The organism is Virgibacillus siamensis (assembly GCF_900162695.1).
Taxonomy (GTDB): domain Bacteria; phylum Bacillota; class Bacilli; order Bacillales; family Amphibacillaceae; genus Lentibacillus; species Lentibacillus siamensis_A.
In genome coordinates, this window is record NZ_FUIH01000007.1 from 750,179 (window position 1) to 762,928 (window position 12,750).

Below are 12,750 nucleotides of genomic sequence, written 5' to 3' on the forward strand. Positions count from 1 at the left end.
GGAGACAGGAATAATGGGGAAGTTAAACATAGCAGTAGTTGGTTGTGGAAGTATCGCACGAAATCGTCATTTGCCGGAATATGCGGCAGAAAAAGATGTGGAAATCCGGGCGGTTTGTGATGTGGTGGAAGACCGTGCAAAAGAAATGGCAGCTTTGTACAACGCGACGCCGTATGTGGATTATCATGACATGTTTCGGGATGCAGAAATCGATGCGGTCAGTGTCTGTACACCAAATGCACTGCATGCGCCGATATCTGTTGCCGCGCTTAAGCAGGGGAAACATGTCCTTTGCGAAAAGCCAATGGCAACGTCCAGCGAAGAAGCGGCCGGTATGATTGAAGCTGCACAGGAAAATGGGAAAAAACTGATGATCGGGCATAATCAGCGCTTTGTTTCATCCCATCAGAAGGCAAAGGAACTGATTGCCAGTGGTAAAGCGGGAAAGATATACAGCTTTCGAACAACTTTTGGCCATGGCGGCCCGGAAGGCTGGAGTGCTGATGGGAAAGACAGCTGGTTTTTTAAGAAGGAATTAGCATTCATCGGTGCGATGGGGGACCTTGGTGTCCATAAGTCCGATCTGATCCGCTTTTTACTGGATGAGGAGATTGCGGAAGTTGGTGCACTGGTGGAAACAGCGGCGAAGGAAAATATCGATGTTGACGATAATGCCGTTTGTATATTAAAAACGAAAAGCGGTATTGTTGGCACATTGACGGCAAGCTGGTCATACGTTTCCGCGGAGGATAATTCCACAATTATTTACGGGGAAAATGCGATTCTGAGACTGGAAGATGACCCGGTGAACTCCCTGATTGTCCAGTATAAGAACGGGGAAACGGTCAAATATGAACTTGGCCAAATCCAGTCAAATGATGAAGGCGGACAAACGACATCACATGTCATTGACCAATTCGTTTCCGCCATTTTACAGGATAAGCCGGTGGCAGTCAGCGGTGAGGAAGGGAAAAAGTCGCTCGAAGTTATTTTGGCTGCCCTGCAATCGAGTGAGTCGAAACAGCTGGTCGAATTGAACTGAAGGTGGTAGCAGGCTATGGGAAAATTGCGAATCGGAATAATTGGTGCAGGCGGGATTGCTGAGGGAAGGCACCTGCCTGCTTTTCAGACAATGCAAGATAGGGTTACATTACAGGCTGTGCACGATATCAATGAAGTGCGGGCCAGGCAGGTTGCGGAGCTTTACTCGATTCCGGATGTTTTTGGAGACTACGGGGAAATGTTTCGGCATGTGGATGCGGTCGTTATTTGCACTCCGAACAAATTTCATTCGGAAATCGCGATTGCAGCACTGAAGCGTGGTGTTCATGTGTTTTGTGAAAAACCGATGGCGATAACCGCTGCTGAGTGTCGTGATATGATCGAAGCAGCTGACAAAGCAGGGAAGGTGCTGACAATCGGGTATCATTATCGGTTTATGCAGGAATCCCGCGCCGCAAAAGCAATTGTAGATGCTGGAGATATCGGTGAACCAATCGTTGCTCGGGTAAAAGCGTTACGAAGAAGAAAAGTACCTGGATGGGGAGTATTTACCAATAAGGAACTCCAGGGCGGCGGCAGTCTGATTGATTATGGCTGTCACTTTCTTGATTTGGCATTGTGGCTGATGGGCAATCCTGATCCAATTGAGATTTCAGGTACAACGTATAATCATTTAAGCAAAACACCGGGACTTGTGAATGAGTGGGGGAACGTTAATCATGCCACGTTTGATGTGGATGATCATGCAACAGCATATATCAAATTTGCCAATGGCAGTTCATTATTATTTGAAACGTCCTGGGCAGCTAATGTCAAGGAAGATATCGAATCGGTCAGCATTTCCGGAACAAGCGGCGGCCTTGATCTTTTTCCGCTTGAAGTAAACCAGGAAAAAAACGGGATGCTGTTAAACAGTGAACCCTACTGGCTTCCGGGCAAGGCCGACCCGGGAATTCCCCAGGCAAAGGCATTTGTAAACAGCTGTCTGGGACTTGATGATGTGCTTGTAAAACCGGAAGAAGCATTGCAAGTTTCCACTATAATCGAATCTATTTATGAAAGCAGTTTCGTGAAGAAAAAATAAAGGCAAGGGGATGTGAAACAATGAAATTAGGTGTATTTACAGTATTATTTTCAGATAAGTCATTTACCGAAATGCTGGACTATGTGCAGGAATCAGGGCTGGATGCGGTGGAAATCGGCACAGGCGGAAACCCGGGAAATGCACACTGTGATCTGAATGGGTTACTGGAAAGTGAAGATAAACGGCAGGAATACATGGATGAAGTGACAAGACGCGGATTATCCATCAGTGCGTTCAGTTGTCATGCTAACCCGATCTCACCGGATCCAGTCTACGCGAAAGAGTCTGATGAAACGTTCCGGAAAACGGTCCGACTCGCTGAAATGATGAATGTGCCTGTTGTGAATTGTTTTTCCGGAACCGCCGGGGATCATGAACACGCTAAATATCCCAACTGGCCTGTGGCACCATGGCCAACAGAGTACAGTAATATTTTTGAGTGGCAGTGGGAAGAAAAATTGATTCCGTATTGGAAAGATGCCGGAAAATATGCAGAAGAGCATGATGTGAAAATTGGCCTGGAATTGCATGGAGGCTTTCTTGTTCACACACCACACACAATGCTGAAACTTCGTGAGGCAACATCACCGGCCGTCGGTGCTAACTTGGACCCAAGCCATTTATGGTGGCAGGGGATTGATCCGGTTGGAGCTATTAAAATTTTAGGAAAAGCTGGTGCATTGCACCATTTCCATGCGAAAGATACGTATATTGACCAGGACAATGTGAATATGTACGGACTGCTGGATATGCAGCCATACAGCCAGGTACAAACCCGGGCATGGACATTCCGGTCTGTTGGATGCGGCCACGGTGTACAGGAGTGGACCGATATGATCAGCGCCCTACGCACGTATGGCTATGATCATGCAGTCAGTATTGAGCACGAAGATCCGTTAATGTCGGTTGAAGAGGGATTCCAAACGGCTGTTAAAAATTTGAAACCGATTATCATTCGGGACAAGCCTGTTGATATGTGGTGGGCGTAAAGAAAAGGAGTGCCAGCCTAGGCTGGCACTCCTTTTGATTTTTTAACTGTACTATGGACGCCATCTGGCGAATCCGCCTTCTGAATTAATGATTTGTCCGGTAATCCAGGATGCCTCGTCGGTCAGGAGCCACGTTATCAATTTTGCTGGATCTTCCGGTTTGCCGAATCGTCCAAAAGGAAATTGCGGCTCCATTTTCTTCCACGATTCGTTATCCAGATAACCTGTATTTACAGGGCCTGGATTGACTGCATTGACAGTAATATTTTGATCTGCAAGCTGATCAGCAATCGTCATCGTAATATCTGCTAGTGCCCCTTTTGATGCTGCATAAGCGACCTCACCCGGCATTGGACCTAATCGTTGCCCGGAAGTCATAAAAATAATTCTTCCTCTGCCTGTTGTAGAATCGTGCTGCCTAGCGAAATATTGTGCTAAAAGCAGTGTCGATCGGGTATTAATTGCCCAATGCTTATCCAATTTTTCTGCAGTCAGTTCCCCAAGTGTACCATCACTTCCGCTAAGCGCATGATTACAAATTAAAGCGTCAATATGGCCACATGCATTACTAACCTTTTCCATCAATTGTTGAGGTAACAAAGGGTCTGCGAAATCGCCGCTGATGTCATGCAAAAATGCGCCATCGATAAGTTCCGATTTAATGCCTTCGATTACAGATTGTAAATCATCTGCACCCCATGGCTGCTCCTTATCATGCGGCTGGTAATGGTGGATGACGATTGATGCGCCCCATGCTGCTGCCTGACGTGCAGTCGCATATCCAATTCCTTGCTTTCGACTGACACCTGTTATGAGTACAATTCTTCCTTCCAGTGGATACTGTTCACGTGATAATTTGTACATAAATGGACAGGACCTCCTTTTGTAAAACTTTCATCGCTTGTGAAGTGATACCGCATAGCACGTTTTCCACACGAGTTATCAACCTACCCCCAGTTGGAATCGACCATCACAGGTGGATTATCAACCAACAAGGGGAAGTTATCAACCTTCGAATGCCAGGAATCAACCTTCAAATGCGGGTAATCAACCATTCCGGAAAATGATCCGATACAAGCAGAAAGATTGCTTTGACTTTAACAGGGATATCTGCCTTTACAAACTTTAGAGCCGTTTTAAACTGATACCGCGGCGCATGTTTTGCAGTGCTTGCTGTCCAGCTTCATTGTTGGCAATCATGATGTTTGTGTAAAGTGCGTCAATGATGGTTAGCTGCCCAAGACGTGATGAAAGTGCTTCGGATCGGAAGTCGGTTTCTTCGGCGACAGTGTACAGGCTGATGTCCGCCTCTTTTGTAAGCGGTGATTTGGCAAAGTTGGTAACGGCAATTGTTTGGACATTGTTTTCTTTTAAAACTTGCAGGATATCCAGCAAATCCTTCGTTGATCCGCTGTGCGAGATCAGGATGGCCAGATCGTTGCTTGTCAGTTGGGATGCGGCCATTATCTGCATGTGCGAATCGATGTTGGCGTTGACGTTTATCCCGCTCCGGATAAATTTATGATAGGCATCCAGTGCAACAACAGCTGACCCGCCACTTCCGAAAAACTGCACCTGTCCAGCTTTGAGAATAGCTTCCACCGCATTCTCGATGACATCTTCGTCCTGAATATGGAGTGTGTCCTCGATAGTTTTAATGTTGGAGCGGAAAACTTTTTCCGTCACTGTTCCAATGCTGTCTTCTTCATTTATTTTCTCGTGAATATCTTTAATAGGAGTGACAACCTCCGCCGCCAATGCAATTTTCATTGCCTGGAATCCTTTGAATCCAATACGCTGACAGAAGCGAAAGACCGTTGATTCCGCCACACCCAAATGTTCCGATACCTGATTAATCGTATGGTGAATGATATTTTGGGGATTCTCTAAAATAAAGTCTGCAATCGCTTTTTCTTTATCACTGAACTTTCCGTAATTGCTTCGTATGCTGGCAAGGCAGTGTTCATTATTGTTTACCATAAGATATTCTCCTTATTTTTTGGCTCTTATTCTATTATAAAGGAATTTTATTTTTTTCAAAACATTGCATATGGAATTTTTTTTGATATAATGAACAAAACACGGAAAATCATTTCACGAATTAGGAGGACATCATGGAGATAGGAATGATAGGTCTAGGTAAAATGGGTCTTAATTTAACGTTAAATCTGCTGGATCATCAGCATAAGGTGGTTGGCTTTGATAAAGATAACGAAGCGGCCGCAAGCAGTGTTAATGAAAATTTCAAGTTTGCATCATCACTTTCGGAACTTGTAGAAAGTTTGCCCGTACCACGAAAAATCTGGCTGATGGTACCTGCCGGAGAAGTCACATCAGCAGTCATTGATGAAATTATGCCGTTGCTGGATAAAGGCGATATTCTGATTGACGGCGGAAATTCAAACTACAAAGACACAATGAAGCGGGCAGAAAAATTAGCTGAACAGGAAATTTATTTCTTTGATTGCGGTACAAGCGGCGGTGTTTCCGGTGCCAGGGAAGGTGCTTGTACGATGATCGGCGGCGATGCGGATAAATTTAAGGAAATTGAGCCGCTGTTCCGCGATGTCTCAATCGAAAATGGCTACTTATACACCGGAAAATGCGGGAGCGGTCACTTTCTCAAAATGGTCCATAATGGTATGGAATATGGCATGATGCAGGCAATTGCGGAAGGGTTCGACATCCTGGAGAAAAGTCAATTTGCGTATGACTATGAAAAGGTTGCCAAGGTGTTTAACCACGGTTCGGTTATTCGCTCATGGCTGATGGAACTGATGGAAATTGCCTTTTCGAAAGATGCTAATCTTGATGACATCCGTGGAGTGATGAATTCATCCGGTGAAGGCAAGTGGACGGTGGAAACGGCGCTGGATCTGGAGACGGCAGCACCGGTTATTGCGCTCTCACTTATGATGCGCTACCGCTCGCAGGAAGATGACACATTTTCCGGAAAAGTTGTTGCCGCACTGCGCAATGAATTCGGCGGCCATGACGTGGTGAAAAAATAAGTACTGGCAAGCAAAGTATAGGAGGAAGACCGATGAAGCAGCAAGACCTTTATCTCGGTGTGGATATTGGAACAACAAGTACAAAAGCAGTTATGTACCGGAAAAACGGGGAAGTGGAAGCAACACATACGATTAACTATCCGCTTTATACGCCGGATACGCTCGTTGCTGAACAGGATCCGGAAGAGATTTTCAATGCGGTGCTTGGCGTAATCAGAGAGACCGTCCGGAAAGGAAAGCTTTTGGATGGCAAGCTTCGGCTTATTTCATTCAGTTCGGCGATGCACAGCCTGATAGCTGTTGGGGAAAACGATGAACTGCTTACGAACAGCATCACCTGGGCGGATACACGGGCGGCTGATTATGCCCATAAAATTAAAGAGGAGCATGACGGACATCAAATTTATTTACGGACCGGCACCCCGATTCATCCGATGTCACCATTGGCAAAACTAGTCTGGATGAAGTCAGAGAAGCCGGAGATTTTTAACAAGACTCGGAAATTTATTTCGATAAAAGAATATGTTTTTCATAAACTTTTTGGTAACTATGTGGTCGACTTTTCCATTGCGTCTGCCACTGGATTGTTTAATCTTGAAACACTGGACTGGGACGAAGGAGCACTTGAACTTACTGCCATCAGCCGGGAACAGCTTTCAGATATTGTTCCGACGACAGAAAAATTGACTGGCGTGAAAGATGAACATCGTACATATATGGGTATTGATGCGGATGTTCCATTTATCATTGGTGCAAGCGATGGAGTTCTGTCAAACCTTGGCGTGAATGCGATTGACGAAGGTGTTATCGCTGTCACGATTGGAACCAGCGGCGCAATCCGGACCGTATACAATGAACCGAAAACTGATCCAAAGGGAAGAATCTTCTGCTATGCCCTTACGGAAAATCATTGGGTAATCGGAGGACCAGTAAATAATGGCGGCATTATTTTGAGATGGCTTCGGGATGAATTCGCTGCGTCCGAAGTGGAAACAGCCAAACGATTGTCGATTGATCCGTATGATGTGCTGACGAAAATCGCTTCCGGAGTCAATGCAGGATCAGACGGACTAATTTTTCATCCTTATCTAAAAGGAGAGCGTGCACCAATTTGGAATGCTAATGCCCGCGGGTCGTTTTTCGGACTAAGCATCCATCATAAGAAAGAGCATATGGTACGCGCGGTTCTGGAAGGTACACTTTACAACCTGTACTCGGTGCTGCTTGCACTTGAGGAACTGACAGGAGAGCCGAAGAGCATTCAGGCGACTGGCGGTTTTGCCCGGTCGGAAACGTGGCGGCAGATGATGGCGGATATTTTTGATAAACCCGTTATCGTTCCGGAAAGTTTTGAAAGTTCCTGCCTGGGTGCTGTTGTACTCGGTATGTATGCGACAGAAGAAATTGAAGACTTTCGTATTGTTTCAGAAATGGTCGGTGAGACAAACACACATTATCCGGAAGAAGAAACGACCACTGTATATCGTGAACTGCTGCCGATTTATATTCGGCTTTCCCGGATGCTTACCGATGAATATGAGAGCATTGCGGCATTTCAGCGGGAACATCTAAAGCAGGAATAATGATTTCTAACTTTGATTTAGGTTTTAAACCGGATGAAAGGGATGGTGTAAGTGGATGTTGTAACACTTGGTGAAACGATGGTGCTTTTCACACCGGAAACGCCTGGTCCAATGCGGTATACCAATCGTTATTCAATCCGCGTGGCGGGAGCTGAGTCAAATGTCGCGATTGGTCTTTCCCGGCTTGGGTTTCAGGCCGGGTGGATAAGCCGGCTTGGTGATGATGAGTTCGGCAAAAAAATCCAGTCGTTTATCCGTGGTGAAGGCGTTGATGTAAGTCAGACAATACTGGAAGCTGACGGAGACACCGGGCTTTTTTTCAAAGAAAAGCTCGCCCCGAATGAATGGCGGGTTAAATATTACCGGAAAAATTCTGCCGCAAGCATGATGAGACCGGAAGATGTGGATGAATCCTATATTGCCAGCGCAAAGTTTTTACACGTGACGGGGATTACACCGGCATTGAGTGAGGGCTGCTATGAAACCGTTTTAACTGCAATAGAATATGCGAAAAAGCATCATGTCATTGTGGTATTTGATCCGAATTTAAGGCGAAAACTTTGGCCGGAGGAAAAGGCAAGGAACGTATTGCTTGAACTCGCTTCGAAAGCGGATATCGTACTTCCGGGAATTGACGAAGCAAAATTTCTGTTTGGCAGCGGGACACCGGAACAATTGACGGAAAGGTTCCGGGATAACGGTGCAACCGTAGTCGTCATGAAACTGGGCAGTGAAGGCGCATATTTTTGGGACGATGACATGGGAGGCTATGTAGCGGGATTTAGCGTGCCGGAAGTGGTCGATCCTGTCGGTGCCGGGGATGGATTTTCGGCCGGTTTTTTATCAGGACTGCTGGATGGTTTGAATTTGCACGACTCTGTAGAGCGGGCCAATGCTGTCGGTGCGATGGTAACGCTGGTGCCCGGTGATGTTGAAGGATTGCCGGAGAAAGGTCGCCTAATGGACTTCATGCAGAGCCGTGAACAAGGAGATGTCGAACGATAAGGAGGATTTCGATGAATACATTGCAACAGATTTTAGATTATAAACTGGTGGCAGTTGTCCGGGGAGCATATCCCGATGATGTCATGCCGATTGCAGAAGCGCTTTATGATGGGGGCATACGCATCATGGAAATTACAATGGATACACCGCGTGTGGAGACTGTAATCGGTGAATTAAACAGCGCGTTTAATGGGGAAATGGTGGTTGGTGCAGGAACTGTATTGGATCCGGAATCTGCAAAAACTGCCATCATGGCGGGTGCTAAATTCATTTTTTCCCCGACGGTAAACAGCGAAACGATAAAAATGACGAAGCGGTATGGGGTTGTCAGTATTCCGGGAGCAATGACTCCGACGGAAATTTTAACGGCATATGAACATGGCGCAGATCTGATTAAAGTCTTTCCGGCTGGTGTGATGGGGCCGGGCTATCTCAAAGATGTACACGGGCCGATGCCGTATGTTCCGTTAATGCCGACAGGTGGCGTGAATGTATCAAATGTCCGGGAATATTTTGAAAAAGGTGCTGTTGCCGCTGGACTTGGAAGTGCACTTGTTAAAACAGCTTCACCGCTTGCAAATGATGATTTGCAGGCGATAACGGAAAAAGCGAAACAATTTATCGATGCGATTGAAGGTGTATAACAATGAAGATTACCGATTATAAATTGTACCAGATCGAACCGCGCTGGCTGTTTCTGAAAATTGAAACAGATGAAGGGATCAGTGGCTGGGGTGAGCCGATTGTGGAAGGTCGGGCACATACAGTTGGTGCCGGGGTGACAGAGCTTATGGAATATCTGATTGGAAAGGATCCGCGCAACATTGAGGATCATTTCCAGGTGTTGTATCGAGGTGGATTTTATCGGGGCGGCCCGATCTTGATGAGTGCTATTTCAGGAATTGAACAGGCGTTGTGGGATATAAAAGGCAAGTACTATAACATGCCGGTATATGAGATGCTTGGCGGAGCGGTCCGTGATAACATTCAGGTCTATTCGTGGATTGGCGGTGACCGGCCACAGGATGTCGGTGCTGCTGCAAAGGAAAAAGCGGATGCCGGTTTTACCGCCATCAAAATGAACGGCACTGAGGAAATGAATTATATCGACAGCTACTCCAAAGTCGATGCTGCCGTGGAAAGGGTGTCAGCGATTCGAGAGGCAGTCGGCAATGACTTTGGCATTGGGATTGATTTTCATGGCAGGGTGCATAAGGCAATGGCGAAAATTCTTGTAAAGGAATTGGAGCCATATCGTCCGATGTTCATCGAGGAACCGGTACTTGCGGAAAATCTGGAAGCATTTCGGGATATAGCGAGCCACACAACAACACCGATTGCAGCCGGGGAGCGCAATTATACACGCTGGGGTTTCAAACAAATGCTGACGGATGGTGTGGTTGATATCATCCAGCCGGATTTGTCACATACAGGCGGCATTTTGGAAGCAAAAAAAATTGCTGCCATGGCGGAAACATTTGATGTGGCAGTTGCGCCGCATGCACCGCTTGGCCCAATCAACCTTGCAGCATCACTTCAGGTTGATGCATGTACACCAAACTGTATCATTCAGGAACAAAGCCTTGGCATTCACTACAATCAGGGGAGCGATCTTTTGGATTACCTGGTGAATCCAACTATTTTTGAATATGAAAATGGATCTGTAATGAAACCTAAGGGGGTGGGACTTGGCATAGAAATTGATGAAGAACGGGTTATTGAAGCGTCCAGGAGAGGTCATCAATGGAAGAATCCGATTTGGCGGCATTCCGATGGCACGGTTGCCGAATGGTGATTACAGGAAGTGTTGGAAAAGAAAAATTAATTCATAAAGAGGGGGAGAAGACATGTCCACAACAGGACTGATTTTGCTCGCGGTATTTGGAGTTGCACTCTTGTTGTTCCTTGTTATAAGGACAAAATTGCAGGCATTTATTGCACTGCTTGTTGTCAGTTACATTATTGGGTTATTATCCGGTATGAGTCCGGAGAAAGTTTTGCAGGCAGTCAGTGATGGAATGGGGGGAACGGTCGCTGAAATCGCCGTTATTATCGGTGTCGGCGCGATGTTTGGTGAAGTATTAAAAGTATCCGGCGGTGCCGAGCGTCTGGCCATGACACTCATGGACAAATTTGGTGAAAAGCGCGTAAACTGGGCACTGATGCTGACCGGGTTTATCATTTCCATTCCGGTATTTCTGGATGTTGCATTTGTTATTTTAGTACCTATTTTATACAGTTTAGCACAGAAAACGAAAAAGTCATTGCTGTTCTTTGCCATTCCGCTATTGGCCGGTCTTGCAGTTACACACAGTTTTGTACCGCCGACTCCAGGACCAATTGCAGTGGCATCACTCTTGGATGCTAACCTCGGATGGGTGATCCTGTTTGGTTTGATTGCAGGTATTCCGGCTGCAATTATTGCCGGTCCGGTTTTTGGAACATACATTTCGAAAAAAGTTCATGTGGAAGTTCCGAAAGAAATGATGATGAATATGGCGGAAGAAGCACGCGGTAAAGAATATGAAAAAGAATTGCCGAGTTTCGGAATGATCGCATCACTGATTCTTTTGCCATTGTTCCTGATATTATTGAACACCTTTACAAGCGCGACATTGGCAGAAGGAAGTGCACTCCGGTCTGCGCTGACGTTTGTCGGTAATCCGGGCGTTGCGTTGACCATAACAGCTTTGCTGACATTTTATCTGCTTGGAACGCGGCGCGGTTATTCAAAGGAAGAAATTCAGGAGATTGCCACGAAATCACTGGAACCGGCTGGTATCATTATCTTAATTACCGGTGCTGGTGGTGTCTTCGGTCAGGTGCTCGTTGAAACCGGAATTGGGGATATTATTGCCGATACGATGACAAACCTGAACATCCCGATTCTCGTGTTTGCATTTCTTGTTGCGTCTGCTGTCCGTATTGCACAGGGCTCCGCAACCGTTGCAATGGTAACTGCAGCAAGTTTGATCACACCCGTTATCAACACACTGGGGCTTGAGGGTCCAATTCTCGCATTGCTAGTTATTACTGTCGCATCAGGTGCTACCATTGCATCACACGTAAACGATTCGGGTTTCTGGCTGGTGAACCGATTCCTTGGTTTGTCCGAGAAAGATACGCTGAAATCGTGGACTGTAATGGAAACAATCATTGCATTCGTCGGATTCGGCATGTCGCTGATTGTAAGTATGTTTATATAAATAAGTAAGGCAGGGTGCGGTCGCGGCATCCTGCCTTACTAGATAAAAGCGAGGTAAAATGGGAAGTGCCGGAAAGTTTAAAATTTGCCGGAATCTACGCGAAATGTGCCGGAAAAATTCTATAATCACCGGAAAAAGTCCAAAACTGCCGGATTATCCACTGAATTCACCGAAATAGCATTAGGGCAAATTTGTACGTCGGTGGCAAATTTCAAAATTAATCCAAATATCCAGGCTCATCCGTTTTATGCAAATGCCTGAATGCTAAATTGATTTGTGATTCCGTGTTTCTCCCTATCGACAACGGAGGGAGGTCATCTTCGCTGAAGAACCCGACCGCACTCGTTTCTATACTTTCAGATGCCTCGCCGCCGATGATTTCGCACTGAATCAAAATTTTGTACACATGATAAGGAGAAGGCGGATGGGGATGACATTTTTTATCAAGAACGCCGATTAATTTTACAGGCTGTACATCAAAACCTGCTTCTTCTTTTACCTCTTTTACAGCGACTTCACTTGGTGTTAGTCCGATATCCCCCCAGCCGCCGGGCAATGCCCAGGCGCCATCACTTTTTTCCTGCACCATTAAAAGTTTACCGTCACGAAATACAACCGATCGGATATCTGCTTTAGGGGTGGCATACCCGGTCTCATTTGCAAAAAGTTCCTTTATAATGGATTGATCGGTATATGTGTGATGCACCATTATTTCCACACTAAGCTGCTGCAGAGCTTCATATCTTTCCATGTCAAAATCATTATTGGCGTAGGCTTTTCCTGCTTGGGCAATTGATTGGATCTGTTTCGCCCATTCCAGCCATTTCGGCTCCATCTTTTCTCACCACCTAATCAAAATAGATAATTCTC

General features: G+C 46.0%; 12 protein-coding genes. 9 read left to right on the top strand and 3 right to left on the bottom strand.

What is annotated here, in order from left to right; all coding sequences use genetic code 11:
• The first annotated feature begins 13 nt into the window (after nt 1-13).
• From B1K71_RS07380 to B1K71_RS07390, 3 genes are read left to right on the top strand one after another with little or no spacing between them, the layout of a single operon-like run.
• Nucleotides 14-1,042, top strand: a complete 1,029-nt coding sequence (locus B1K71_RS07380) for a Gfo/Idh/MocA family protein (protein WP_077325559.1) — start codon at nt 14-16, stop codon at nt 1,040-1,042.
• Nucleotides 1,043-1,057: 15 nt separating this feature from the next.
• Nucleotides 1,058-2,086: a Gfo/Idh/MocA family protein gene (locus B1K71_RS07385; protein ID WP_077325561.1), complete on the top strand. Its 1,029-nt coding sequence runs from the start codon at nt 1,058-1,060 to the stop codon at nt 2,084-2,086.
• Nucleotides 2,087-2,106: 20 nt separating this feature from the next.
• Complete coding sequence (locus tag B1K71_RS07390) at nt 2,107-3,075, top strand: sugar phosphate isomerase/epimerase family protein (RefSeq protein ID WP_077325563.1); 969 nt, start codon at nt 2,107-2,109, stop codon at nt 3,073-3,075.
• A gap of 51 nt (nt 3,076-3,126) precedes the next feature.
• Here B1K71_RS07390 and B1K71_RS07395 read toward each other — a convergent pair whose 3' ends face one another.
• Nucleotides 3,127-3,939, bottom strand: a complete 813-nt coding sequence (locus B1K71_RS07395) for an SDR family oxidoreductase (protein ID WP_077325565.1) — start codon at nt 3,937-3,939, stop codon at nt 3,127-3,129.
• Between the two features lie 261 nt (nt 3,940-4,200).
• Nucleotides 4,201-5,055 carry a MurR/RpiR family transcriptional regulator gene (locus tag B1K71_RS07400; RefSeq protein WP_077325567.1) on the bottom strand — a complete coding sequence of 285 codons (855 nt, stop codon included), beginning with the start codon at nt 5,053-5,055 and terminating at the stop codon, nt 4,201-4,203.
• Nucleotides 5,056-5,189: 134 nt separating this feature from the next.
• Here B1K71_RS07400 and gnd point away from each other — a divergent pair, with 134 nt between their 5' ends.
• Genes gnd through B1K71_RS07430 form a run of 6 tightly spaced genes read left to right on the top strand, consistent with a single transcriptional unit; the run spans nt 5,190 to nt 11,880 of the window.
• Entirely contained in the window at nt 5,190-6,086 is an 897-nt protein-coding gene (gene gnd / locus B1K71_RS07405) for a phosphogluconate dehydrogenase (NAD(+)-dependent, decarboxylating) (protein WP_077325569.1), read from the top strand.
• Nucleotides 6,087-6,118: 32 nt separating this feature from the next.
• Nucleotides 6,119-7,669 carry a gluconokinase gene (gene gntK, locus B1K71_RS07410; RefSeq protein WP_077325571.1) on the top strand — a complete coding sequence of 517 codons (1,551 nt, stop codon included), beginning with the start codon at nt 6,119-6,121 and terminating at the stop codon, nt 7,667-7,669.
• Nucleotides 7,670-7,720: 51 nt separating this feature from the next.
• Complete coding sequence (locus tag B1K71_RS07415; protein ID WP_077325573.1) at nt 7,721-8,674, top strand: sugar kinase; 954 nt, start codon at nt 7,721-7,723, stop codon at nt 8,672-8,674.
• A gap of 11 nt (nt 8,675-8,685) precedes the next feature.
• Nucleotides 8,686-9,318, top strand: a complete 633-nt coding sequence (locus tag B1K71_RS07420; protein WP_077325575.1) for a bifunctional 4-hydroxy-2-oxoglutarate aldolase/2-dehydro-3-deoxy-phosphogluconate aldolase — start codon at nt 8,686-8,688, stop codon at nt 9,316-9,318.
• 2 nt (nt 9,319-9,320) lie between these two features.
• On the top strand, nt 9,321-10,469 hold the full coding sequence (gene dgoD / locus B1K71_RS07425) for a galactonate dehydratase (protein WP_077325577.1): 1,149 nt from the start codon (nt 9,321-9,323) through the stop codon (nt 10,467-10,469).
• Nucleotides 10,470-10,521: 52 nt separating this feature from the next.
• Nucleotides 10,522-11,880, top strand: a complete 1,359-nt coding sequence (locus tag B1K71_RS07430; protein WP_077325579.1) for a GntP family permease — start codon at nt 10,522-10,524, stop codon at nt 11,878-11,880.
• A gap of 217 nt (nt 11,881-12,097) precedes the next feature.
• On the opposite strand, the gene B1K71_RS07435 is transcribed toward B1K71_RS07430, so the two are convergent.
• The gene (locus B1K71_RS07435; protein ID WP_077325581.1) at nt 12,098-12,715 is read right to left on the bottom strand and encodes an NUDIX hydrolase; all 618 of its coding nucleotides are present in this window, start codon (nt 12,713-12,715) and stop codon (nt 12,098-12,100) included.
• Between the last annotated feature and the right edge of the window lie 35 nt (nt 12,716-12,750).